At 73.1% G+C, this 23,987-nt stretch carries 22 protein-coding genes; 9 read left to right on the top strand and 13 right to left on the bottom strand.

Going from position 1 to position 23,987, the window contains the following annotated elements; all coding sequences use genetic code 11:
- Both F0L68_RS25665 and F0L68_RS25660 read right to left on the bottom strand, forming a co-directional pair.
- Positions 1–332: transposase domain-containing protein (locus F0L68_RS25665; protein WP_188316826.1), on the bottom strand; the 332-nt coding region annotated here is incomplete at its 3' end.
- A gap of 167 nt (positions 333–499) precedes the next feature.
- Entirely contained in the window at positions 500–1,738 is a 1,239-nt protein-coding gene (locus tag F0L68_RS25660) for a cytochrome P450 (RefSeq protein WP_149852361.1), read from the bottom strand.
- 145 nt (positions 1,739–1,883) lie between these two features.
- On the opposite strand from F0L68_RS25660, the gene F0L68_RS25655 reads away from it, so the two are divergent.
- The 3 genes from F0L68_RS25655 to F0L68_RS25645 all read left to right on the top strand — a co-directional run bounded on the left by F0L68_RS25655 (position 1,884) and on the right by F0L68_RS25645 (position 4,177).
- Positions 1,884–2,720 carry a glycerophosphodiester phosphodiesterase family protein gene (locus F0L68_RS25655; RefSeq protein WP_149852360.1) on the top strand — a complete coding sequence of 279 codons (837 nt, stop codon included), beginning with the start codon at positions 1,884–1,886 and terminating at the stop codon, positions 2,718–2,720.
- 49 nt (positions 2,721–2,769) lie between these two features.
- Positions 2,770–3,720, top strand: a complete 951-nt coding sequence (locus tag F0L68_RS25650) for a DUF5926 family protein (RefSeq protein WP_149852359.1) — start codon at positions 2,770–2,772, stop codon at positions 3,718–3,720.
- 106 nt (positions 3,721–3,826) lie between these two features.
- Positions 3,827–4,177, top strand: coding sequence for a DUF952 domain-containing protein (locus F0L68_RS25645; protein WP_149852358.1), 351 nt, complete (start codon positions 3,827–3,829; stop codon positions 4,175–4,177).
- A 114-nt stretch (positions 4,178–4,291) separates the two neighbouring features.
- Here the strand turns inward: F0L68_RS25645 and F0L68_RS25640 are convergent, their stop codons facing one another.
- From F0L68_RS25640 to F0L68_RS25625, 4 genes are all read right to left on the bottom strand, one after another.
- Positions 4,292–4,852 carry a ferritin gene (locus F0L68_RS25640; RefSeq protein ID WP_149852357.1) on the bottom strand — a complete coding sequence of 187 codons (561 nt, stop codon included), beginning with the start codon at positions 4,850–4,852 and terminating at the stop codon, positions 4,292–4,294.
- A 129-nt stretch (positions 4,853–4,981) separates the two neighbouring features.
- Complete coding sequence (locus F0L68_RS25635) at positions 4,982–6,232, bottom strand: arginine deiminase (protein WP_149852356.1); 1,251 nt, start codon at positions 6,230–6,232, stop codon at positions 4,982–4,984.
- 163 nt (positions 6,233–6,395) lie between these two features.
- A complete protein-coding gene (locus F0L68_RS25630) occupies positions 6,396–7,205 on the bottom strand; it encodes a CPBP family intramembrane glutamic endopeptidase (protein ID WP_149852355.1) in 810 nt (269 codons plus the stop codon).
- An 86-nt stretch (positions 7,206–7,291) separates the two neighbouring features.
- Positions 7,292–8,086: a DUF2470 domain-containing protein gene (locus tag F0L68_RS25625; RefSeq protein WP_149852354.1), complete on the bottom strand. Its 795-nt coding sequence runs from the start codon at positions 8,084–8,086 to the stop codon at positions 7,292–7,294.
- 222 nt (positions 8,087–8,308) lie between these two features.
- Here F0L68_RS25625 and F0L68_RS25620 point away from each other — a divergent pair, with 222 nt between their 5' ends.
- Positions 8,309–8,842, top strand: coding sequence for a hypothetical protein (locus tag F0L68_RS25620; RefSeq protein ID WP_149852353.1), 534 nt, complete (start codon positions 8,309–8,311; stop codon positions 8,840–8,842).
- A gap of 19 nt (positions 8,843–8,861) precedes the next feature.
- Here F0L68_RS25620 and F0L68_RS25615 read toward each other — a convergent pair whose 3' ends face one another.
- From F0L68_RS25615 to F0L68_RS25590, 6 genes are all read right to left on the bottom strand, one after another.
- On the bottom strand, positions 8,862–10,019 hold the full coding sequence (locus F0L68_RS25615) for a VWA domain-containing protein (RefSeq protein WP_149852352.1): 1,158 nt from the start codon (positions 10,017–10,019) through the stop codon (positions 8,862–8,864).
- Positions 10,016–12,475 carry a DUF5682 family protein gene (locus F0L68_RS25610; protein ID WP_149852351.1) on the bottom strand — a complete coding sequence of 820 codons (2,460 nt, stop codon included), beginning with the start codon at positions 12,473–12,475 and terminating at the stop codon, positions 10,016–10,018. Before F0L68_RS25610 ends, F0L68_RS25615 begins: the two co-directional genes overlap by 4 nt.
- Complete coding sequence (locus F0L68_RS25605; RefSeq protein WP_223199129.1) at positions 12,475–13,572, bottom strand: ATP-binding protein; 1,098 nt, start codon at positions 13,570–13,572, stop codon at positions 12,475–12,477. The genes F0L68_RS25610 and F0L68_RS25605 overlap by 1 nt, the downstream gene beginning before the upstream one ends.
- A gap of 2 nt (positions 13,573–13,574) precedes the next feature.
- Positions 13,575–15,071: a DUF5691 domain-containing protein gene (locus F0L68_RS25600; RefSeq protein WP_149852350.1), complete on the bottom strand. Its 1,497-nt coding sequence runs from the start codon at positions 15,069–15,071 to the stop codon at positions 13,575–13,577.
- Between the two features lie 248 nt (positions 15,072–15,319).
- Complete coding sequence (locus F0L68_RS25595) at positions 15,320–16,279, bottom strand: SWIM zinc finger family protein (protein ID WP_149852349.1); 960 nt, start codon at positions 16,277–16,279, stop codon at positions 15,320–15,322.
- 46 nt (positions 16,280–16,325) lie between these two features.
- Complete coding sequence (locus F0L68_RS25590; RefSeq protein WP_149852348.1) at positions 16,326–17,510, bottom strand: homogentisate 1,2-dioxygenase; 1,185 nt, start codon at positions 17,508–17,510, stop codon at positions 16,326–16,328.
- 69 nt (positions 17,511–17,579) lie between these two features.
- Between F0L68_RS25590 and F0L68_RS25585 the strand changes: the two genes are divergently transcribed.
- From F0L68_RS25585 to F0L68_RS25575, 3 genes are read left to right on the top strand one after another with little or no spacing between them, the layout of a single operon-like run.
- A complete protein-coding gene (locus F0L68_RS25585) occupies positions 17,580–18,446 on the top strand; it encodes a hypothetical protein (protein ID WP_149852347.1) in 867 nt (288 codons plus the stop codon).
- A complete protein-coding gene (fahA, locus tag F0L68_RS25580; RefSeq protein WP_149852346.1) occupies positions 18,443–19,663 on the top strand; it encodes a fumarylacetoacetase in 1,221 nt (406 codons plus the stop codon). The genes F0L68_RS25585 and fahA overlap by 4 nt, the downstream gene beginning before the upstream one ends.
- A 44-nt stretch (positions 19,664–19,707) precedes the next feature.
- Positions 19,708–20,367 carry an IclR family transcriptional regulator gene (locus tag F0L68_RS25575; protein ID WP_149852369.1) on the top strand — a complete coding sequence of 220 codons (660 nt, stop codon included), beginning with the start codon at positions 19,708–19,710 and terminating at the stop codon, positions 20,365–20,367.
- Between the two features lie 22 nt (positions 20,368–20,389).
- Here the strand turns inward: F0L68_RS25575 and F0L68_RS25570 are convergent, their stop codons facing one another.
- Positions 20,390–20,980: a TMEM165/GDT1 family protein gene (locus F0L68_RS25570; RefSeq protein WP_149852368.1), complete on the bottom strand. Its 591-nt coding sequence runs from the start codon at positions 20,978–20,980 to the stop codon at positions 20,390–20,392.
- 442 nt (positions 20,981–21,422) lie between these two features.
- Between F0L68_RS25570 and F0L68_RS25565 the strand changes: the two genes are divergently transcribed.
- Together F0L68_RS25565 and cydB are read left to right on the top strand one after the other, a co-directional pair.
- Positions 21,423–22,964 carry a cytochrome ubiquinol oxidase subunit I gene (locus F0L68_RS25565; RefSeq protein ID WP_149852345.1) on the top strand — a complete coding sequence of 514 codons (1,542 nt, stop codon included), beginning with the start codon at positions 21,423–21,425 and terminating at the stop codon, positions 22,962–22,964.
- Between the two features lie 11 nt (positions 22,965–22,975).
- On the top strand, positions 22,976–23,986 hold the full coding sequence (gene cydB, locus F0L68_RS25560; RefSeq protein ID WP_149852344.1) for a cytochrome d ubiquinol oxidase subunit II: 1,011 nt from the start codon (positions 22,976–22,978) through the stop codon (positions 23,984–23,986).
- Position 23,987 lies beyond the last annotated feature (1 nt).

Below are 23,987 nucleotides of genomic sequence, written 5' to 3'. Positions count from 1 at the left end.
CGTTTCGCCATCGGCAGAGCCACTCGATCGAACAACAATCGCAGCGGCTCCTCACCCAGTCGCATCCGAGCTTTCGAGATGGCGCCAACCGTAGGCACCGTCCATTCCTTCCGCCAGGAACCGACGGCCCGCAGCCCGTGGGTCAGCTTACGCATGACCTCTTCGTAGCTGTCTCCGAAAAACAAACACAAAGCGAGCACATAGTAGACCACGGCGCGCGCGGGCAACAACCGGACCCGCTTTTCCTGCCGATCCGCAGCGGTGATCGCCTCATCCACCAGATCACGATCCAGCAACCGCGTCAGGACGCCAATACCGATCGCGTCCGTCAAACGCCCATGGTCACTTACAGTCGACTGCAAATCGCGCATCGCACCCACGCAGAGAAACTACCGCACAGCACACTAAAATCAACGACAACCCGGCCGCAGTCAGACACAAGATTCGCTAAGTAAGTGGCATTGCCCCCTGGGTGGGCGGGGGTCTGCACAGGTGGGGGTTACGGCGTGGTGAGCGGCAGTTCGTGCAGGCCGCGGATCACGAACTCGGCCCTGCGGCGCGGTTCCGCCGCGAGTTCCGCCGTCGGCAGTCGCTTGGCCAGTGCGCCGAGTGCGGCCTCGACCTCGATTCGTGCCAGCGGCGCGCCGAGGCAGTAGTGGATGCCGGCGCCGAAGCCGAGGTGCTGGTTGGGGGTGCGGCCGACGTCGAGGGTGTCCGGCTCGGCGAACACCAGCGGATCGCGGGCCGCGGCTCCGAGCAGCGCGGCGATCTTCTCGCCCGGCTGCACCACGTGGCCCGCGATCTCCACCTCGGCGGTCGCGGTGCGCTCGAACAGCTGTAGCGGCGAGTCGTACCGGATCAGCTCCTCGACGGCCGTCGGCAGCAGCGCGGGGTCGTCGACGAGGCGACGCCACTGGACCCGGTCGCGCATCAGCGCAAGCACGCCGTTGCCGATCACGTTGACGGTGGCCTCGTGGCCCGCCATCAGCAGCAGTACCGCGGTGGCCACCAGCTCGTCCTCGGTGAGCCGGCCGCCGTCGGTGTCGGTGACGGCGACGAGGTCGCTGATCAGGTCGTCGCCCGGCTGCACGCGTCGGAGCGCGACCAGCTCGCGGAGGTAGCCGACGAACTCGGTGGCCGCCACCTCGGCGGCGGCGCGCTTGTCCTCGGCCAGCCCGTACTCGTACATCTTCACGATCGCGTTCGACCACGGCTGGAGCAGCGGCCGGTCCACCTGCGGCACGCCGAGCAGCTCGGCGATCACCTCGACGGGCAGCGGCGCGGCGACCTCGCGCAGCAGGTCGCCGGTGCCGCCGTCGGCGATGCGCGCGGCCAGCTCGTCGACCAGCCGGGTGGCCAGGTCGGCGACCCACGGCCGAAGCCGTTCGACGTGCCCACGGCCGAAGGCCGCCGCGACGAGCCTGCGCAGCCGGCCGTGCGTCGGCGGCTCGTTCTCCAGCAGCGAGTTGCGGTGCAACAGGTTGAACGAGGTGAACGCCTCGATCGGCCTGGCGTCGGTCCAGATCCGGCCGAACGAGCGGTGCCGCAGCACCGAGGAACACGCCGCGTGGGACACCGCGACCGCGACGCCGAGGCCGGCGTGCCAGTGCACCTCGCCGCGGTCCCGCATGGCGGCGAAGGCGGGGTAGGGGTCGGCGATGAACGCCGGGTCCTCCTGGTCGAACGGCGCGTCGGTCACGATTACGCACGGTAAGTCGTGGCACCGAGACGAGTCCATGTGGGTGGGCGCGTGTGCTTGAAAATTCAGCCGACTGTGACCGTATTGGTCATCGCATGCGGCCGAATGGCGGGTAACTTGACCCGACGGCCGCTCCTCGGCCACGAACTCTTCATGTCCCGTTAACCCAGCTCGGGGACCATTCGTGACCGTGCAGCCCGCCGTCGTCGCGCATCGCGGCGCCTCCGCGCATCGAGCCGAGCACACGCTCGCGGCGTACGCCCTCGCCCTCGAACAGGGCGCCGACGGCCTCGAGTGCGATATCCGGGTGACCCGCGACGGGCATCTGGTCTGCGTGCACGACCGAAAGGTCGACCGCACCTCGTCGGGCTCCGGCGTGGTCAGCGAGCTGACCCTGGACCGCCTCGCCGAGCTGGACTTCGGCCACTGGCACGACGAGCTGCCCGCCTCCGCCGACGCGCTGGTGCGCCAGCCGCTCGCCGCGCCGTCGGCCCCGCCGGTCGAGCGCGGTCTGCTCACGCTGGAGGCGCTGCTCGGGCTGGTCGCGGACACCGGCGTCAAGCTCTTTGTGGAGACCAAGCACCCGGTGCGCTACGGCGGCCTCGTCGAGGCGAAGCTCGTCGCGCTGTTGACCAGGTACGGCCTGGCCAGCCCGGCGACCAAGGACGACTCCCGCGTGGTGATGATGTCCTTCTCCACCCTGGCGGTGCGCCGGATGCGGGAGTACGCGCCGAGGGTGCCGACCGTGCTGCTGCTCGGCCGGTTGTCCGCCGCCCGCAGGGACGGCACGCTGCCGCCGTGGGCCGACTACACCGGGCCGGGGGTGCACCTGTTGCGCGCGGACCCCGACTACGTGGCCCGCAGCGCCGAACGCGGCCACGACACCTACTGCTGGACGGTGGACGAGCCCGCCGACGTCGAGCTGTGCCGGCGGCTCGGCGTCCGCTACCTCGCGACGAACTCGCCCCGCAACACCCGGCACCTGCTCGGCTCGGCCGAGTCGGCTACCGTCGCGCCCTGAGTCCAGCCCCGTCGACGGGACCGGGCCGGCGAGCGCGAGGAGGAGCCCGGTGGGCAAGCGGACGGCCGTCAAGAACGCGGCGAAGGCCGACGACGGAATCAACCCCCGGCAGCCCTGCCCCTGCGGCTCAGGCAAGCGGTACAAGGCCTGCCACGGCGCCGCTGGCGGCCCCGGCGACGTGATCATCGCCCGGCCGTTCGAGGGCCTGGCTGCCGAGTGCGAGCTGGTCGCGCTGCGCGAGTTCGTGCCGTCCGCGACGGTGCGGCTGCCGCTGCTGGCCGGCGACCGCGAGGTCACGCTGGCGACGGTGCTGCCGATGGCGGCCGCCGCGCTGGTGCGCGCCGACGAGTCGGCGTTCGTCGGCCTCCAGGTGCAGACCCGCTCCGGCGACATCAGCAGGGACCTGGCCAGGGCCGCGCAGTGGGTGCTGGCCGCCGAGGTCGGCGAGGCGCTGCCGGTGGTCGGGCCGGACAACGGCGAGAACCCCGGCCGGTTGCAGGACCTGCTCGACCCTGCGGCCGAGCTGGCGCCGGAGGTGCACAAGGACTTCGGCTGGTGGCTGCCCTCCGACACCGAGCCGAGCGGCGAGGTGGCGCTGTCCCTCGAGCGGGCGAACGCCGCGATCATGCCGACCGAGCGGTTGGACGCGCCGGGCGTGCGGGCCGCGTACTGGGTGGACGCCGGCAGCAAGGCGCACCTGCGCTGGGTGCGGCCGGAGCCGGAGGAGGAGCTGCTCGCGGGGTTGGCCAGGCTGTCCGTGCGCGGCCAGCTCGACCTCGGCGAGGGCACCCGCTACGTCGGCTCGTTCCGGGCGCACGGCCTGGTCGTGCCGGTGTGGGATCTCGACCGCGAGCTGCACCCGCGCGAGTGGAACGAGCCGGCCGAGCTGCTCGGCGCGCGGCTCGCGGACGCGCTGGCCACGCTGGCGGACGAGCCGCTGACCGACGCGGAGCGCCGGTCGCGGGAGGGCCTGCGGGGGCGGCAGATCACCCTGCGCTGACCTTCTGGCGCGGGTTCGGCCGACCCGGCCACCCACAGGTTGTCCCCGGGTTTGTCCACAGGCTCACACGGTTGTGCACAGGATTATCCACAGGGAGGCGTGGCGCGTGATCCTGCATTTCTGCCCTAGGTCCGAGTGGACCGCCGCGGTCGAGCGCGGCGAGTACCGGCACGAGTCGCTCGACCACGAGGGCTTCGTGCACTGCTCCGATCCCGGCACCGTGCACCTGCCGGCCACGGCGTTGTTCGCCGGCAGGACCGACCTGGTGCTGTTGGTGATCGACCCGGCCGTGTTGGACCTGCCGGTGCGGTGGGAGGCCGGCGAGCCCGCGCATCCCAGCGGCGTGTGGTTCCCGCACGTGTACGGGCCGATCCCGGTGGACGCGGTGGTCGCGGTGGTGGACTTCCCGCCGTCGCCGGACGGCGGCTTCGTGCTGCCGCCCGCATTGGCGGGCTGAGGACCGAAGGCTGAGCACGGACAGACGCGGCTGCCGCCCCTTCGCGGAAGGGGTGGCAGCCGCGTCGTCTGTCGGGTGGTGCTGGCGCTCAGCGTGCGTCGGTGGGGCCGCCGCTCAGAGCGCGCCGCCTGCCGCTCGCGGGGCGCCCGACGCCGCGCCGTTGTCGCCGGTGCCCTCGCGGGCCAGGAAGTTCTCCACGTGGAAGAGGTTGCCCTCGGCGCGGTCGACGACGGTCAGCAGCGTGGACATCGCGGCGACCTCCTCGACCTGCTCCTTGAGGAACCACTGGAGGAACTGCTCGCCGAGGTAGTCGCCCTCGTCGCGGGCGGTCCTGGCCAGGGTGACGATCTGGTCGGTGACGTCCTTCTCCTGCTGGAGCGCCAGCACGACCGGCTCGCGCGCGGCGGTGAAGTCGCTGCGCACGTCGTCGACGCCGGGGATGGTGACGGGCTGCGCGGTGTCCAGCAGGTACTGGACGATCATCATGGCGTGGTTGCGTTCCTCGACGGCCTGCTTGAAGAAGTGCCCGGCGAGCACCGGCAGGTCGTTCGCGTCGTACCAGACGGCGATCGCGATGTACTGCTGCGAGGCGGTGAACTCGTTGCGCACCTGCTGCTGGAGCAGATCGTGGAACTTCGACTTGCGTTGTTGGATTTTCTTCACACTGAGAGCCATGCGTCAACAATAACTCGATCTTGTGATTACCACTCGCCGAGCCGGGTGATTTATCCCCCATTCGGGGAGTTGTTTAGGTAAGGCTAATAAAACATATTCGGCTTTGTCGCGACGGAATGCGACGGGCCGTCAGCGGAGCGCGGCGCGGTCCACCGGGCAGGACATGCAGCGCGGGCCACCTCGGCCGGAGCCGAGCTCGGAGCCGCTGATCCGCAGCACCTCGATGCCGGCGTCCTCCAGGCGCGCGTTGGTCTCCACATTGCGTTCGTAGGCGACCACGACACCCGGCGCGACGGCCAGCGTGTTGTTTCCGTCGTCCCACTGTTCACGTTCCGCGGTGACCGGGTCGAGCCCGGTGTCGATGACCCGCAGCCGCTCGATTCCCATTGCCTCGGCCGCGGCCGTCAGGAACGGCGTCGGCCCCTGCACGTCGACGCCGCCGGAGCCGTCCGCGCGCATCGGGTACGCCGACAGCGTGTCTCGAACGGCCGGGTACATCACCACGGCGTCGCGGTCCACCATCGTGCAGACGGTGTCCAGGTGCATCGTGGCGCGCTCCTGGGTGATCGGCACCGCGAGCACGGTGTGCGCGAGCCCGTCGACGAACGCGGACCTGGCGAAGGACTCCGCCCCGGCCGGGGTGGTCCGCTCGCCGACGCCGATGGCCAGCACGCCGGGGGCGAGCAGCAGCACGTCGCCGCCCTCGACGGGCGCGGAGTGCGCGCCGTACGCGCGGCCGGTGCGCCGGAACCTCGGGTGGTAGGCGTAGATCAGGTCGGTGAGCGCCGTCTCCCTGCTCCGCGCCGGCATGGACAGCGAGGTGATCGCGACCCTGTCGCAGACCCACACCGAGGAGTCCCTGGTGAACAGCAGGTTGGGCAGCGGGTCGACGGCGAAGTCGTGCGGGTGGTGCATCTTGCGGACCAGCGAGGCGCCCTCGGCGACCGGCAGCTCCTCGAAGGTCATCCCGGCCATCAGCACGCCGGCCAGGTCCTCGGGGGCGGCGCTGGACAGGTGCGACCGCAGCGCGTCGGACAGGTCGATGCCGAGCCTGCGCTCGTCGACCGCGCTGTGCACGCCGGCGATGCGCGCCCGGTCGTCGGACAGGGTGGCGATGAGCAGGTCGGCGAGCAGCAGCACCTCGACCCCGCGCGCGGCCAGTACGGAGCTGAACGCGTCGTGCTCCTCCTGCGCCCGGTCGACCCACGGGATGCCGTCGAACAGCAGCTGGTCGTTGTTGCGGGGCGTGAGCCGCTTCAGCTCGGCGCCCGGCCGGTGCAGCAGCACCGTGCGCAGCGGGCCGACCTCGCTGTCCACCCTCGGCGCCGGCTCCGGCGCGAAGTCGGGCTGGGGCGTTGCTGCCGTCGGCTGCAAGGTCATGACTCGAAGGGTAACCGCTCAGAACGGGACTTGCTTCATCTGAAGTGCCCATTGCACGCGATTTCGATCGTCATGTGCTGTCAATGCGGTGGTTTGTTAACCAAACCATGGTCTGTGCTGTCGAATCGTTGTGCGCTGGGGCGTGGCGGCGAAGGAGGTCGCGCTAGGGCAGCCAGGACACGTGCCCGCGCAGCAGCGCGTAGCCGACGAACGCGACCACGTCCAGCAGCGTGTGCGCCAGCACCAGCGCCCACAGCCGGTTCGTGCGTTGCCACACCCTGCCGAACACCAGGCCCATCACCAGGTTGCCGAGGAAACCGCCGAAGCCCTGGTAGAGGTGGTACGAGCCGCGCAGCACTGCGGCGGCCAGCAGCGCGGGGTTCTCCCGAAGGCCGAGCTGGCGCAGCCGGGTGAGCAGATAGCCGACGACCAGCATCTCCTCGGCCCACGCGTTGCCCGCCGCCGACAGCGTCAACACCACGACCTGCCACCAGGAGCTGTCCAGGGTGGAGGGCAGCACGTTCAGGTTGAACCCGAGCCGGACCGCGACCAGGTAGAAGACCAGGCCGGGCACGCCGATCAGCGCGGCGAGGCCGAGGCCGCGCAGCGCGTCGCCGCCGATCCTGGACCGGTCGAGGCCGACCTCGCGGAGCCGGATCCCGCCGCGCCACAGCAGGTACGCGCCGAGCCCGCCCCAGGCGACCAGCTGGAGGACGCCGGCGAGCTGGGCGAGCAGGTCGAGGATGTTCACCGCGGCCTGCGGGACGTTGATCGCGACGTGCTGCTGGTTCAGCGGCACCGGCTTGAGCAGGTCGTCCAGCAGCCGGATCAGGCTGCGCAGGCCGGACAGCCCGAGCGTCACGCTGAACACGATCAGCAACTCGACCCGGTAGCCGCGTCGCTCGGTCTCGGGAAGCGGTCCGGGTGCGCTCGGCGACGCGGGGGCCAGCCAGGCACGCAGCAGGTTCGGCACGGCCGAACGCTACCTGCCGGCCGCCGCCCAACAGGGATTCAGCTCAGTCTGGGGTCAGCTCGGTCGGGAGCCAGCTCAGTCTGGGATCAGCTCGGTTGGGTCGTGGCCAGGAACGGGCAGCCGAGCAGCCTGCGCAGCTCGCCGGCTAGCTCGCTCGCGGTGGCCACCGGCCGGGAGAAGGCGATGCGCACGTCGTGGTCGCTGTCCTCGGCCTCGACGCGCAGCCGCAGGCCGAACCGGTCAAGGCCGAGCGGGCGGACGTGGCCGCCGCGCAGCCCCTCCGGCAGGTGCCTGGCCAGCATGCCGACGACATCGCGGTGAGACAGCTCAAGGTGGCGCAGCCAGTGGTCCTCGTGCGGGTGGAACGGGTCGGGCTCGGCGAGCGCGAACTCCTCCGGCCGCACCGAGCAGCTGCCCTCGGCGTCGGCGAGCACCAGCGACGCGGGGTCCAGCCGCAGCACGGCCGCGCCGTGTCCGGTGTCCAGCAGCCTGGGGTCGGGGCGCTGTTCGGCGACGGCCAGCACCGCCTCCCGCGCGGCGGGCCCGTCGAGGGCGCGCAGCCAGCCGGTGATCCACAGCAGCCCGCGCACGGGCTCGCGCAGCGGCACCGGGGCGTGGTCGGCGAGCTCAAGCATCGCGGTCAGCTCGCCGTGCGGGGCCTGCCAGGCCGCGGCGACCATCGGGTGGTCGTCGGCGAGCAGCACGGTGGCCGAGCCGTCCGCGTGCACGTGGTGCAGCAGCGGGCTGGTCCGCGCCTCGCCTGCGGTGGCCGGGTGGTCGGTGGAGGGCAGCAGTGCCGCGCGGCCGCCCCTCGCCGCGATGGTGCGCGCACGCTCGGCCGGATGCGGCGCCGGTGGGCGGCGGGTGCTTGGTTCGGTCACTGGTCACCTCCTACTTAGGTGAGCCTAACTTCCCTCAGTCTAGCGGGAAACCCCCATTGTGGAGCCGCCGCAGGTCGACCGCCCACCGGCGCGCGCGGTGAATGGTCCGGTTGGGCCAGCAAAATCACGTTTCGCTACCGGCCTCGAGTGGCTATTCATTGCATAGTGGGAGCGGGGGTCCCGACACGGGACGAGGGTGCTGTTGACGGGGCGGGAGGCGACATGGCGTGGCAGAACCTGCGACGCCGGCCGACCGAGGAAGGACCGGCCGGGGCCGATCCGTGGGCGCGGCTGTGCCTGCATCACGCCGACCGGAGAGCGACGCTGTTCCTCGGCTTCGCGCTGGCCGTGCTGGTGGTGTGCGGGATCGCGGTCGGCTGGCTCGCCGGGGCCATCCACGGCTGGGCGTACGTGCTCGCCGCGTTCGCCGTGCCGTTCTGCGTCGAACTCGCCGCGCCCGGCCTGCGGCACTGGCTGTCCAGGCGGACCCTGCGCAGGCTGCTCGTCGAGCAGCACTGGCACAGCGTGGCCGTGCGGTTCGTGCCGGGCAGGTCCAGGATCGGCCGCCAGGCGTTCCTGGAGATCACCGGATCGGACCGGACGCTGCTGCGCCTGCCCGACGTGCCGGAGCGGATCCGCGACCGGATCCGCCAGGCAGGCGAGGTCTGGCTGGCCGGGCCGGGCCAGCGCGGGCTGACGGCGGTCGCCATCGACCAGCGGCCGTTCCTCACCCTGGCCAGGGTCGTCGACCGCTAGTCCGACCCGACCCAGCCGCTCACCTGCCGACGGCGATGCCGGACCGCTCGGCCCACCCGGCGACGTCCTCCCTGCGCAGCGCCGTGGCCAGCAGGTCCGGGAACAGGTCGGGGGTGCAGGCGAACGCGGGCGCGCCGAGCGCCGACAGCGTGCCGGCCAGCTCGTGGTCGTAGGCGGGCGCGCCGCCGTCGGACAGCGCAAGCAGCACCACCACCGTTACCCCCGAGGTGACGAGCTCGCGGACCCTGCGGACCAGCTCGCCGGCCGCGCCGCCCTCGTGCAGGTCGCTGATCAGCACGAGCACCGTGTCGGCCGGGCTGCGCACCAGCGACTGCCCGTAGGCGACCGCGCGGTTGATGTCCGTGCCGCCGCCGAGCTGCGTGGCGAACAGCAGGTCGACGGGGTCGGCGAGGCGCTCGGTCAGGTCGACGACCTCGGTGTCGAACACGACCAGCCGGGTGCGCACCGACCGCAGCGACGCGAGCACCGCGCCGAACACCCCGGCGTAGACCACTGACTCGGCCATCGAACCCGACTGGTCCACCAGCAGCACCAGGTCCCGCAGCGCGGCCGACCGGTGCCGCCTGGTGTGCCCGAGCAGCGTGTTCACCACGACGGTCCGCTGCTCTGGCTGGTAGTGCCGGAGGTTGGCGCGGATGGTGCCCGGCCAGTCCACGTCCGCGAGCCGGGGCCTGCTGGTGCGGCTCGCGTGGTCGACCGCGCCCCGCACGGCCGACAGCAGCCGGTCGGCCAGTCGCCGCCGCACGTCCTCCACCACCCTGCGCACCACCTCCCGCGCGGTCTGCCTGGTGCGCTCCGGGATGGCGTGCGCCAGCGCGACCAGCGTGCCGACCAGGTGCACGTCCGGCTCCACGGTGGACAGCAACTCGGGTTCCAGCAACAGTTTCCGCAGCCCGAGCCGGTCGATGGCGTCCCGCTGCAACACCCGCACCACGGACGCGGGGAAGTAGGTCCGCACGTCGCCGAGCCAGCGGTGCAGCACCGGCGCGCTGTTCCCGAGCCCGGCGCCGCGCGACCCGCCGCCTGCCGCGCCGCCCCCGTACAGCGCGGTCAGCGCCGAGTCCCTGCGCAGATCGTCCGCGTCGAGGTCGGCCAGCTCGCCAGCGGCCCCGCCGAGCACCAGCCGCCACCGCCGCAGCCGCTCCTCGTCGCTCATCCTCGTCCCCCTCCCGTTGACCCGGCCGTCGCCAGGAGCCGTCGGACCTCGGCGGCGAGGCGGGCCGCGCGGCCCTCGTCCCACGCCGGGCCCGCGCCCTCGGGGCCGCCGGCCGCGCCGACGCGCTCGCCGAGCATGCGCCGCTCGGCCGTGCTGAACTCCGCGACGGCGCGCCGCAACAGCGGCAGCGTGTCCGCGAACTCGCGCGCCGACAGCCCGGTCAGCCAGCCGTCCACCAGCCCGAACAGCTGCGGGTCCTCGGCGAGCAGCGCGGCGGACCCGCGCAGGAAGCCCGCGACGAACGCGCTCGCCCCGGTCCCCGCACCCGCCGTGACGGCCCGCCGCAGCCGCGCGGCCACCGCGTCGGCGTCCAGCACCAGCGCCTCCCACAGCAGCCTGGTCGCGCGGCCGGCCGGCAGGCCGTGCGCGTTCGGCGCGTCGAGCACCCGCGCCAGCGCCTGCCGCCACACCGCCTGGTGCGCGGGGTCGGCGGCCAGCCCGGCGGCCTCGTGCGCGCCGTCCAGCGCGGCGAGCAGCCGTTCGGCGGCCGCGTCGTCGATGCCCCGGCAGGCCAGCGGCAGCCCGACCGCGCCCCTGGCGAGCAGGCCGTGCAGCGCGGTCCGCAGCAGCTCGGGATCGGTGTCCCTGACCGAGCCGTAGCGGACCGTGCCGGCGAGCGCCGGCAGCGCGCCGAGCAGCTCAACGGTGTCGGTGGCCGCCGCTGCGCAGCGGTCCAGCGCGGCCCGCGCCGCCGCGACCGCGCCGGGCAGCTCGCAGTTCACGGCCTCGCCGAGCACGTCGGCCGCCTCGGCGACCCGCGCGGCCCCTGCGGCGCGGCGGCCGAGCACCCGCTCGGCCGCCGAGGCCACCGTGCTGCCGTGCCGTGCCGCGGCGGCCACCGCGACCGCGAACCCTGGGTCCCACCGCACCTGCCACGCCTCCGCGAACGTGCCGAGCCGCGCGACGTCCTCCGGCCGGCCCCACGGCACGTCAAGTACCCGCAGCCTGCGCAGCAGCGTCCCGCGCGCCCGGTCGTTGTCCCGCCGCAGATCCAGCCGCAGCTGCCGCGTCCCGGTGTCCGCCCGCAGCCGCAGACGTCGTTGTGTGGCAACGAGATCCGCCGCCAACGGCGACTGCGGCACGTCGGGCCCGACCGTGCCGAGCTGCTCGCCCACGACCAGCCGCTCGTGCACCAGCCGCAGCGGCAGTTCGTCGCCGCCGCACAGCACCGCCAACGCGGCGTCGGTGACCTCGGCGAGGCCGGGCGACGGGCGGCCGCGCAGCGCGGCCAACGCGTCCGCGAGCCGCACCGCGTCCACCGCGCTCGCCGTGGACACCGGCAGATCCTCGGCGCGCAACAGTTGGCAGGCGCGTGCGAACCACCTCGGCACGGTGTCGTCGCCCGCCGCGAGGCTGCCGTTTCGTGGCGCGCCGTTGCCGTGTGCTGCGGTGCCGTTGCCGGGTGCGGCTGTGTTGCCGTCGTGTGTCGCCGCATCGTCGCTGTGTGCCGCCGCGTCGTCGTTGCGTGCTGCCGCGTTGCCGTCGTGTGCGGCTGTGTCGCCGTCATGTGTCGCCGCATCGCCGTCGCGCGCCGCTGTGTCGCCGTTGTCGCCGTCGCGTGTCGCTGTGTCGTTGCCGCGCGCCGCTGCCGCCCTGGCTGCCGCGCTGTCCCACAGGTGTGCGTACCAGCCCGGCGCGGCGACTCCGGCGCCGTAGCCCGCCGCGCCGGAGTCCCTGGCGAGCCGCCCGTGACTCCACGGCACCCACGTGCCGGACACCCTGCGGCGCGGCAGCCCGCGCACCAGCGCCGCGTCCGCCGACGCCGGGGGCAGGTGCGCCAGCGCAGGCACGTGCCACGCGCCGCAGACCACCGCGACCGGGCCGTCGGTGTCCCGGCACGCCTGCCGCACCGCTTGCCGCATGGCCGCCTCGCGGCGCAGCGTGCGGTCGTCGATCTCGTCGGCGAACTCCTCGCGCAGCGCCGTCATCGCCTCGGCGACGGCCCCGGCGAGACCGAGCGGGTCGGCCTCGCGGTGCTGCTCGACCACGTCCTCCCACCAGCGTTCCGGGTCGTCGAAGCCCGCGGCCTCCGCCAGTAGCCCGAGGGGGTCGATCGCGGCCCTCGGCCGGGGCCCGTCCGGCTCGGCGAGGGTGACCGAGGCCGGTAGGTCGGCGAACCTGGCCGGCACGCCGTGCGCGGCGGCCCAGCGCAGCGCCTGCCACTCCGGCGAGAACGCGGCGAACGGCCAGAACGCGGCGGTCTCCGGCGCTGCCTCGTCGTGCAGCAGCAGCGCGACCGGCGGCGTGAGCCCGGCCAGGTGCGCCACCAGCGGGTCGGCCTCCGGCGGCCCCTCCACCAACACCACCTTGGGGCGCAGCGCGTCGAGCGCGGCGACGACCATGCGCGCCGAGCCGGGCCCGTGGTGCCGGATGCCGAGCAGGGTCACCCGCGACATCAGGCTCCGCCGGTCGGCACGTCCCGGCACGCCTGGTAGAGATCGCGCCACTCAGCGCGCTCCCGGACCACCGTCTCCAGGTATTCCCGCCACGCCGCGTCGTCGGAGACCCGGTCCCGCACCACGGCCCCGGCCAGCCCCGCAGCTAACTCGTCCGCGCCGATCCGGCCGTCGCCGAAGTGCGCGGCCAGCGCCATCCCGCCCGTGACCACGGAGATCGCCTCGGCCGTGGACAGGCTGCCGCTCGGGCGTTTCAGCTGCGTTCGTCCGTCCACAGTGGATCCGTTGCGCAGTTCCCGGAAGATTCGCACGACCCTGCGCACCTCGTCGAGCGCGGGCGGCTCGGCGGGGAGTTCGAGCGCGCGACCCAGCTGCGCCGCGCGGGCCGACACGATCGCCACCTCGGCGTCCTCGGTGGCAGGCGGCGGCAGCACCACGGTGTTGAACCGGCGGGCCAACGCCGAGGACATCTGGTTGACGCCCCGGTCGCGGTCGTTCGCGGTGGCGATCACCGTGAAGCCGGGCACGGCCTGCACCTGCTGCCCAAGCTCCGGCACCGGCAGCGCCTTCTCAGACAGGATGGTGATGAACGAGTCCTGCACCTCGGCCGGCATCCGCGTCAGCTCCTCGACGCGGGCGACCGCGCCGGTCCGCATGGCGCGCAGCACCGGGCTCGGCACCAGCGCGGCCTCGCTCGGCCCCTCGGCGATCAGCCTGGCGTAGTTCCAGCCGTAGCGCACCGACTCCTCGCTGGTGCCCGCCGTGCCCTGCACCATCAGCGTCGAGTCGCCGCTGACCGCGGCGGCGAGATGCTCCGACAGCCACGACTTCGCCGTGCCGGGCACCCCGACCAGCAGCAGCGCCCGGTCGGTGACGAGGGTCGCGACGGCGATCTCCACCAGCCGACGGTCGCCGACGTACTTCGGCGCGAGCACCGTGCCGTCCGGCAGCGTCCCGCCGAGCACATAGGTGACGACGGCCTGCGGGGACAGCCGCCAGTTCGGCGGCCTCGGCCGGTCGTCGGCCGCCGCGAGTGCGGCCAGCTCGGCGGCGTACTGCTGCTCGGCGGGCGCCCGCAACACGCCGATGCCGTCGATGGTCACGGTGACTCCCGCTGTCCGGTGGTGAATGCCTCGTGCAACTGGGCGCGCAGCCGCAGCACGTCCCGTTCGGCCGAGTGGTGCGGCCAGCGTTCGGTGATCCGGTCCCAGCCGGCCAGCAGGACCGGCACGTCGCCCCTGGTGAGCAGGCTGGCCGGCGGGCGGCCGGACCGCCAGGACGGATCGGGCAGGGCGGCGTAGCGGTCCAGGAGGCTGCCGGTGGTGTCGGGCGGCCACGGCGCGGGCAGCTGCGCGCAGGCGTGGTCGAGCAGGTCCCACGTCCAGTCGCGCGACACCGCGACGAGCAGTTCGCCTGCCAGCCTTGGCGGCAGCGCGGCGAGCATGTCCAGCTTCTCCATGCCGCTGAGCGCGTCGCAGGCCGCCACGGCCCACGGGCGGGGGTCGCTGGCCGAGGGCAGGGCCGCCGCGACCCCTCGAAGCAACGCGGCGGCCCATGGCCCGCGCCGAAGGCGGTCCGCCGCCCTCGGTGCGCTCATCCCCAGCAACCCGGCCAAGATCTCCGGCGACACGCTGGCCGCCGCCCCGCGCAGCCTGCCGGCCACGCCGGTCTCCACCTGGCCGTCCCGCAGCAGGTCCCGCGCCTCGACCGGGTCCGGTTCCGGCCGCGCGTAGGGGCCGTCCTGCCGCAACGCCAGGTGGTCGCCCCGCTCGACCAGGATCAGCCCGGTCGCCAGCCGCCTGGTGGCCCGCGCGGCCAGCGCCGAGCCGGGCAGCCTGCGCAACAGGGTCAGCGCAAGGTCGTGCACCGCGACGGACCGGTCGTCCAGCGCGGCCTCCAGCAGCGCCTCGTCGTGGGCGCCGAGACCGGCCGAGAGCGCCGTGATCAGCGCCTGCCGGTCGGGCGCGCGGCGCGCGGCCGCGTACAGCTCGCCGATGGCGGCCCCGGCCGCGACGGGATCGGCCCTGCGGGCCGCGCGCAGCACCGCCGTCCTGCGATGCGCTGGCAGGTCGAGCACCGCGTCGAGGTCGGCGCCGTTCGGGCCGGCCGTGAGTTCCTGGCCGGTGGCCCAGGACCAGGCAGGCCGGCAGTCCGCGAGCCAGTGCCCCCGCGCGCCGAGCACGCCGAGCAGCGCGGACCGCAGCCCGGGACGCGCGGTGCCCAGCGCGAGTAGCACGGGCAACTGCCGGTGCGCGGCGACCGCGCCGCCCCGACCGGCCGCCGCGCACCACTCGACGAGCAGCCCCTCGTCGCCGAGCGCGAGGGCGTGGTCGAGCACGTCGAGCGCCGGGAGGGGCGCGGCCGGCCGGGTGTCCGGCGGCGCGACCGGCACCGGTGAGGTGGGCATGCCGCCGGATTCCGGCACCGCGTCCGGCAGTCGCGCGCCGAAGGCTGCGGTGCCGAGAACGGCGGCGTCCGCGAGCAACGTGGCCGGCTCGGCGTCGGCGCGCCGGGCCCCGATGACCATGGCCCGCACGGTCGTGCGCCACTGCTCCCGAAGCGACACGTCGCCCCGAGCACTGTGTGCCTCACCCATGTGCTTCTCACATTTATGTGCGCATTTATGTGTGTCGCAGGTGTGTGTCCCACCCATGTGCGTCTCGCAGACGTGCGCCGTACTCGTGTGCGCCGTACTCGTGTGCGCAGCACCCGCGTGTTCCGTGCCCGTGTGTGTCTCGCAGGTATGTGCGGTACCCGTGTGTGTCTCGCCCGTGTGTGCTGCACATTTGTGTGGCACACACTTCTGTGCCTCACCCGTTTGTGGCTCGCGAGCCTCGTCCGCGCTCACCCGACCACCTGCGGTCCGCTGCCCGGCTCGGCGACTGCGCCAAGTCGCAACGTCCGGCCGTCCCACAGGCCCCACCCGTCGAACCGGCGTCCGCCGGTCAGCGCGAGCGTCAGCTCGAACGCGCGGTCGGCCCGCACGGGCAGCGCGGCGCCCGCCCGGTCGACCGCGACCGGCGCGTCGCCGAGCGTCAGCCGAAGCCCGGCGCAGCCGACCGGATGCAGCCGCCGCCACGGGTCGGCCAGCAGCACCTCCGTCAACCCCGCCATGGCCGCGCGCCAGTCGGCCGGCACCGCGACCGGCCCGGGCGGCGCGCTGTCGATCACCTCGCCGACGGCGACCCGCCTCGGCGTCGCGCCGGGATACGGGTGCAGCACCGCGTCGGTCTCGGACCCGTGCGGCAGCGCCGCCGCTGGCCGCGCGCCACCGACGGCGTGCCGCACCACGACCACCCATTCGCCGCGCTCGCGCCCAACGGCGAACTGCCGCAGCGTGCGGACCGGGCCGTCGTCCTCCTCAACGCGCAGCAACGGCACCCACCGGTCCCGCCAGCCGTCCCCGGCGAGAACCTCCGCCTCGGGCACGGTGAACCCGAGCCTGCCGCGCACCACGGCGGCCAGCTCGTCGTCGGTGCGCCAGGCCCGCTCGGCGAGCTGGCACAGCAGGTACAGGCCGCCGATTCGGTCAGCGGCCTCCTCGGCCCAGCGCGGGCCCGCCGCGGCGACCAGCCCGCTCAGCTCGGTGATCGCCGACGCCAGGCCGCGCGCCTGCGCGTCGACCATCCGCGCGGCGATCGCCTGCCACCACGCCCCGTCCCGGCCGGGCAGCCCGGCGATCCCGCCGTCGGCCAGGTCGAGCAGCCATTCGCGCAGCCCGGCGACGCCCCCGCGCACGGCGTCGGCCCGGTCGCGACCGGACTTCGCCCGCGCGCGGGACCGCCGCTGCTCGCCCGCGTCCATCCGACCACCCCCAGACGAGCGAAACGCTAGGGGGTGGCACCGACAGTCAGTTCCAGTCGGGTCCCCTGCGGGCCCAACTCCACGCGTAGCGCGGGTCCTCGCTCGCGGTGGCCGCCTCGCCGAGCTCCAGCGGCCGGAACGTGTCGACCATGACGGCGGTCTCGTCGAAGTAGTCCACCCCGAGCGACGCCTCGACGGCGCCGGGCTGCGGGCCGTGCGTGCAGCCGGACGGGTGCAGCGACAGCGACCCGAGGCCAATGCCGGAACCCTTGCGCGCCTCGTAGTTTCCGCCGACGTAGAACAGCAGCTCGTCGGAGTCCACGTTGGCGTGGTTGTAGGGCACCGGCACGGACAGCGGGTGGTAGTCGACCTTGCGCGGCACGAACGAGCAGACCACGAAGTTGGGGCCCTCGAAGGTCTGGTGCACCGGCGGCGGCTGGTGCACGCGCCCGGTGATCGGCTCGAAGTCGCGGATGTTGAGCGCGAACGGGTAGAGGCAGCCGTCCCAGCCGACCACGTCGAACGGGTGGTTGGCGTAGGTGAACCTGGTCAGCCCGGCGCGGTGCCGGACGAGCACGTCCACGTCCTCGCCGTCCACCAGCAGCGGCTCCTCGGGCCCGCGCAGGTCGCGCTCGCAGTAGGGCGAGTGCTCCAGGAACTGTCCCTTGGCGGACAGGTAGCGCTTGGGCGGCCCGATGTGGCCGGTGGCCTCCAGCGTCAGCACGCGCAGCGGCTCACCAGCGGCCGGCACCACCCGGTAAGTGCACGAGGTCGGGATGACGACGTAGTCGCCGTCGCCGACGGTGATCGCGCCGTAGATCGTCTCGATGGTGCCGGACCCGGCCTGCACGTACAGCAGTTCGTCGCCGAACGCGTTGCGGTACAGGGGGCTCGGCGCGGTGGCGGCGACGAAGCCGATGGTCACGTCGGCGTTGCCGAACAGCGTGCGCCGCCCGGTGACGGCGTCGACGCCGGCGTCCGGCCAGTCCAGCGCGGTGGTCTTGAAGTGCCTCGGCTTGAGCGGCAGGTTCGGCGCGGTGCCTCCCCTGGTGTCCTCGACGGTCACGGCGTCGACGATCGCGGTCGGCAGGTGCCGGTGGTACAGCAGCGCCGAATCGGCCGAGAAACCCTCGACCCCCATTAGTTCCTCTGCGTACAGGCCGCCGTCCGGTCTGCGGAACTGCGTGTGGCGCTTTCGGGGGATCGCACCGACGTTCCGGTAGTAGGCCATTGCTCCCTCCGGGTGTTCGAATACCGGACACCTTTGTTCAGTTGCCGGCACACCACTAGCGTGTCAGGCGTGTCAAGCGCTGTCGAACTCCGTGCGCCCGGTCCACGCGGCACTCCGCCCCTGCTGGCGAGGCTCGTAGACGATGCAGCGTTGTTCCCTCCGGGGAGTGCGACGATGCCCGATGGGGTGCGCGGTCACCTGGATGGACGGGTCGGCGACTGGGCCGGCGTGATGGGTTTTTTCCTGTGTCCCGCGTCCCGGCTGCCCGAGCTCATCACCGAGCTCATCAAGGCGAAGCCGGCGAAGCCGGTCGCCCTGTCACTGGTGATCGACACGGGTCTCGGCGGTGTGCCGAAGGCCGTGTCGATCGTGGAGTCGCGCAGTGAGCTGTTGACGCTGCGCATGGTCGAGATGCCGGCCCCGTCCGACGTGGACGAGGTCTGGCTGGAACGTGTCTCCGAGTTCGTGCCGGAGGACGTCATCCGCGTGGTCGAGCCCCGCCGGGGCGGCGCTGGATGGCTGGACGGCATCCGCAGGGTCGCGGAGCACGGCAGCTGGCCGAAGCTGCGCTGCGGCGGCGTCAGCCAGGAGACCTTCCCGAGCATTGACGAGGTCGCGGACTTCCTGTCCGTGGTGACCACCGGCGGCGTGTCGTTCAAGGCGACGGCCGGGCTGCACAACGCCGTCCGGCACACCGACGAGGAGACCGGGTTCACCCACCACGGGTTCCTCAACCTGCTGGTGGCCACGGCCCGCTCGCTGTCGGGCGGCGACGTCAGGGAGGCGCTTGGCAACACCGACGGCGCCGCGCTCGCCGCCGAGGCAGGCGCGCTGTCCGACCAGGCCGCGCACGCCGTGCGTGGCGTCTTCGCCTCCTACGGTTCCTGCTCGCTGGCCGACCCGGTCGCGGACCTGGAAGGACTTGGCCTGCTGTGAGCTGGATCCACGACCCGGCGTTCCGCCGGGATGCGCCGTTCGGCCCGCAGACGCTGCCCTACGGCGTCGTCGAGACCGAGGACGGGCCCGGCCTCGCGGTCCGCGTCGGCGACCACGCGTTGCCGCTGCGGCCGCTGGCCGAGTCCCTCGGCGCGGAGCTCGCCGCCCACACGTCGGCGGACTCGCTCGACCCGCTGCTGCGGGCCGGCCGGCCGGTCTGGAGCGCGCTGCGCGCCAGGCTGACCGAGCTGGTCACGGCCGAGGTCGCGCCGAAGGGCGGCACGCTGCTGCCGCTCGCGGAGACCACCACCCGGCTGCCGTTCACGGTGGCCGACTACGTGGACTTCTACTCGTCGCGGCACCACGCGGAGAACGTCGGCCGGATCTTCCGGCCCGACGGCGCCCCGCTGCTGCCGAACTGGACGCACCTGCCCGTCGGCTACCACGGCAGGGCCGGCACGGTGGTCGTGTCCGGCACCGACGTGGTGCGCCCGCACGGGCAGCGCAGGGGCGAGCAGGGCCCGGTGTTCGGGCCGTGCGAGCGGCTGGACATCGAGGCCGAGGTCGGCTTCGTCTGCGGCGGCCCGACCGAGGGCAGGGTGTCCACCGGTCAGGCCGCTGAGCACGTGTTCGGGGTGGTGCTGGTCAACGACTGGTCCGCGCGGGACATCCAGGCCTGGGAGTACCAGCCGCTCGGGCCGTTCCTGTCCAAGTCGTTCGCCACCTCGATCTCGGCGTGGGTCACGCCGTTGGAGGCGTTCGCGGTGGCCAGGGTGACCCCGCCGGCGCTGCCGAACCCGCTGCTGGACTACCTGGTCGAGGACCAGCCGTGGGGCCTTGACCTGAGCCTCGCGGTGGACTGGAACGGCACGCGGGTGTCCGCGCCGCCGTTCGCCGAGATGTCCTGGACCTTCGCCCAGCAACTCGCGCACATGTCGGTGAACGGCGCTACCGTTCGCGCGGGTGATCTGTTCGCCTCCGGCACGGTCTCCGGGCCGCAGAAGCGCCAGCGCGGCTGCTTCCTCGAGCTGACCTGGGGCGGGGCCGAGCCGATCACCCTCGACGACGGCAGCCCGCGAACGTTCCTCCAGGACGGTGACACTGTGCGGATCACCGGCACCGCGCCGGGCGAGGACGACTCGCTGGTCGGCCTCGCCGAGGTCGTCGGCACGGTCGTGCCAGCCGACTCGGGCACCGAGCGCGCCGACCGGGGCTGATCGCGGTGACCATCAGGTCGCACGCGGGCTCCGGCGGCCGCCCGCTGGGCGCGTCGGCGGGGCAGCAGGCCGGCGCGTCGAAGGAGAGTTCGCTGACCCTGGAGCGGGGCCTCGCCCTGCTCCAGGCGGTGGCGGACGCCGAGAGTGAGGCGCCGAGCATCAGCGACCTGGCCGCGGCGATCGGGGCGAGCCGGGCGGCCGTCTACCGGCTCCTGGTGCCGTTGCAGGCCAGGGGCCTGGTGCGGCGCGAGGGCTCCAAGGTGCGGCTGGGCCTCGGCGTGCTGCGGCTGGCCGCGAACGTGCTGCCGCAGCTGCGGCTGGCCGCGCAGCCCGCGCTGCGCGCGCTGGCCGAGCAGGTCGGCGCGACCGCGCACCTGACCGTCGCGGACGGCGCCGAGGCGCAGGCGGTCGCCGTGGTCGAGCCGTCCTGGACGGCCTATCACGTGGCCTACCGGGTGGGCAGCAGGCATCCGGTGCACCGGGGCGCGGCCGGCAAGGCGATCGGGCTGCCGGCGGACTCCCGGCCGTGGGTGGCCTCCACCGGGGAACTCCAGCCCGGCGCGTACGGGGTGGCCGCCCCGGTGCGCGGGGTGCCCGGCCTGCGCGCCAGCGTCGGCGTGGTGGCCCTGGAGAAGCTGGACGGCGACGTCATCGGCCCGCACGTGCTGCGGGCCGCCGAGGAGGTCGCGATCGCGCTGCGCTGACACAAGGTCGGCCCGGCGCGGCTCAGGCCGCGATCGCCTGCCACAGGGCCACGGCGGTGAACGCGGCGAACAGGAACCCGGCCGCGCGCTGGATCAGCCTGGTCGGCAGCCGATGGGCGAGCTTGCGGCCGATCAGCACCGCGATCCCGGCCACCAGCACCAGCGCGAGCCAGGAGCCGACGCCGACGGCGACCGGGCTGCCGTAGCGGGCGGTCAGGCCGGCGGTGGCCAGCTGCGAGGCGTCGCCCCACTCGGCGGCGAACAGCACGCCGAACGAGGTCAGCGCGGCGCGCAGGAACGACACGGGCTGCGGGCCGGAGCGGGCGCCGTCGACGTCATCGTCGTCCTGCCTGGCGAAGCCCTCGCGGAGCAGCATGACCGCGCCGAGACCGAACAGCGCGGCGACGACCCCGGCCACCAGCCGCTCCGGCAGCAGGGTGAGCACGCTGCCGAAGGCGACGGCCACCACGCACTGGACGGCGAAGGCCGCGCAGACGCCGACGAACACCGGGAGCGCGCGATACCTGGTGGTCAACACGAGCGTCGCGACCAGCGTCTTGTCGGGCAGTTCGACCACAAACACGAGGCCGAATGCGGCGACGAGCGCCAGCATCGAGGAAGCCACGAGGCTTCAGTCCTTCCCACGTCCGGCCCGGACGGGGGGACAGTTGACCCCGACCGGGTATGCGAAAACCCGGCCGGAGGTCTCGTTCGCCCAGCTTGCGCTGGGTGAGGCACCGGACTCCGGAACGCGGAGTCAGCATGTCGATGTCCTCGCCGGGCCACCCGTCAGACGCGCGGCCGTCGGAACTACTCCCCTCAGGCGACACCTATTCTAGCTGGTCACGCACTGTCCGGCGAGGTGACCGCCCGCACCGCGACGGTCCCGCCCAGCAGGGACCAAGGTCCCACCCGAACGGGGGACGCTCGGACCTGATCGTGGTCCGGTCGCCCAACCTAGGCTCGTTTTCGGAGTTCGACGGTCCCCGTCACGGGGTCGGGGACCGCCGAACCCGGTGGTCGAAGGACAACGCAGCCGGAGGGTGGGCGCGGACGTGCACGTGCTCGATGTCGCCAGGTGGCAGTTCGGTATCACGACCGTCTATCACTTCCTGATGGTGCCGCTCACCATCGGCCTCTCGCTGCTGGTCGCCGGCATGCAGACCGCGTGGGTGCGCACCAGCGACCCCAGATACCTGAAGATGACCAAGTTCTGGGGCAAGCTGCTGCTGATCAACTTCGCGATGGGTGTCGTCACCGGCATCGTGCAGGAGTTCCAGTTCGGCATGGCGTGGAGCTCCTACTCGCGCTTCGTCGGGGACGTGTTCGGCGCGCCGCTGGCGATGGAGGGCCTGGTCGCGTTCTTCGTCGAGTCGACCTTCCTCGGCCTGTGGATCTTCGGCTGGGACCGGCTGTCCAAGCGGGCGCACCTGGCCTGCGCGTGGGCGTTCTCGCTGGCGACGATGGCCTCGGCGTACTTCATCCTGGCCGCCAACTCGTGGATGCAGCACCCCGTCGGCATCGTGTTCACCGATGGCAGGCCCCGGCTCACCTCGATCTGGGCGGTGCTCGGCAACAACACCGTGTTGGCGGCGTTCCCGCACACCATCGCAGGCGCGTTCGCCGTCGCCGCGACGTTCCTGGTCGGCATCTCGGCGTGGCACCTGTGGCGCAAGCACCGCGAGTCGGCCGCCGACGACCCGGACAGGAAGGTCTGGCACAGCTCGCTGCGGCTGGGCACCTGGGTGGGTGTGGTCGCGTTCGCGGCCGTGGCGATCAGCGGCGACTTCCAGGGCAAGCTGATGTTCGAGCAGCAGCCGATGAAGATGGCGGCCGCGGAAGCGCTGTGCCACAGCGAGAAGCCGGCGGGCTTCTCCGTGTTCGCCTACGGCGACGTGGCGCGGCCCGACTGCGAGAACGTCAAGAGCCTCACCCTGCCCGCGCTGCTGTCCTTCCTGGCGCACAACAACTTCTCCAGCGAGGTCAAGGGCGTGCAGGACCTGGTGCCCGAGTACCAGGCCAAGTACGGCGCCAACTACCCGGTCGACGAGCGGCTCGGCGAGCTGTCCGGCAAGCCGATCGACTACGTGCCGACGCTGCCGGTCACCTACTGGGGTTTCCGGCTGATGATCGGCTTCGGCGCGATCGCCGCCGGGGTCGGCGTCCTCGCGCTCTGGCTGACCCGCCGGGGCCGGGTGCCGCGCACCAAGTGGTTCGGCCGGCTCGCCCTGCTCAGCATCGCGACCCCGTTCCTGGCCAACAGCTTCGGCTGGATCTTCACCGAGATGGGCCGGCAGCCCTTCGTGGTGGTGCCCAACCCGTCCGGCGTGGACGGCGTGTGGATGTACACCGCGCAGGCCGTGTCCGCCGGGGTCACCGTCGGCGAGGTGCTGACCTCGCTGATCGCGCTGACCCTGCTCTACGGCGGGCTCGCCGTCGTCGAGGTCTTCCTGATCCGCCGCTACGTGCGGGCCGGGATAGCCGGGGTGATGCCACCTGTTCCCCCAGAAGGCGACTCCGACGACGGCCCCGATGACGGATCCGGATCCGGTGGCGGTTCGGCGAAATCCGACGACGTGCTCGCGTTCGCGTACTGACGGAGTGGATCATGAGTCTCCCGATCTTCTGGTTCTGTGTGATCGCGCTGCTGTGGCTGGGCTACCTCTTCCTCGAGGGCTTCGACTTCGGCGTCGGCATGCTGCTGCCCGTCCTCGGCCGCGACAACACCGAGCGCCGGGTCATGGTGAACACCATCGGCCCGGTGTGGGACGGCAACGAGGTGTGGCTGCTGGTGGCCGGCGGGGCGACCTTCGCCGCGTTCCCCGGCTGGTACGCCGCGCTGTTCAGCGCCGCCTACCTGCCGCTGACGCTGTTCCTGGTCGCGCTGATCGGCCGGGGCGTCGCCTTCGAATACCGGGGCAAGGTCGACACGGAACGCTGGCGGCGCAACTGGGACAGGGTGATCGTCGCGGGCTCCTGGATCGCGTCGCTCGGCATCGGCCTCGTGCTGTCCACCACCGTGCTCGGCCTGCCGCTCAACGAGCACGGCGACCGGGTCGGCTCGCCGCTGGCGGTGATCCGCTGGGAGACGCTGCTCGGCGCGCTCGCGGTCGCCGGCTACGCGCTCGTGCACGGCGCGGTGTTCCTCACCCTCAAGACCGAGGGCGAGATCAGCGACCGGGCCCGCAGGCTCGCGCTGCGCATCGCGCCCGTTGCGCTGCTGCCGCTGGTCGGCCTGCTCCTGCTGGTGCAGCTGCGCGAGGGCGCTGGCTGGACCTGGGTGTCCGTCGCGGTCGTTCTGGTCGCCGCCGTCGGCGCGCTGCTGCGGCTGGCCAAGGGGCGGGAGGGGCAGGCGTTCGCGCTGCTCGGCGTCGCCGTGGTCGGCACCGTGGTGACGTTGTTCGGCGCGCTGTACCCGAACGTGCTGCCGTCCACGCTCGACCCGGCGAACTCGCTGACCGTCGCGGCCACCGCGTCCAGCTCCTACACGCTGACCGTGATGACCTGGGTCGCCGCGTTCGGCACCCCGGCCGTGCTGGTCTACCAGGGCTGGACGTACTGGGTGTTCCGCAAGCGGATCGGCACCAGGCACATCCCCGCAGTGCACGTGCCGAAGTAGC

The organism is Solihabitans fulvus (assembly GCF_008386585.1).
GTDB lineage: Bacteria > Actinomycetota > Actinomycetes > Mycobacteriales > Pseudonocardiaceae > Solihabitans > Solihabitans fulvus.
The sequence above is the reverse complement of the archived record's forward strand: the minus strand, read 5'-3'. Positions and strand labels throughout refer to the sequence as shown.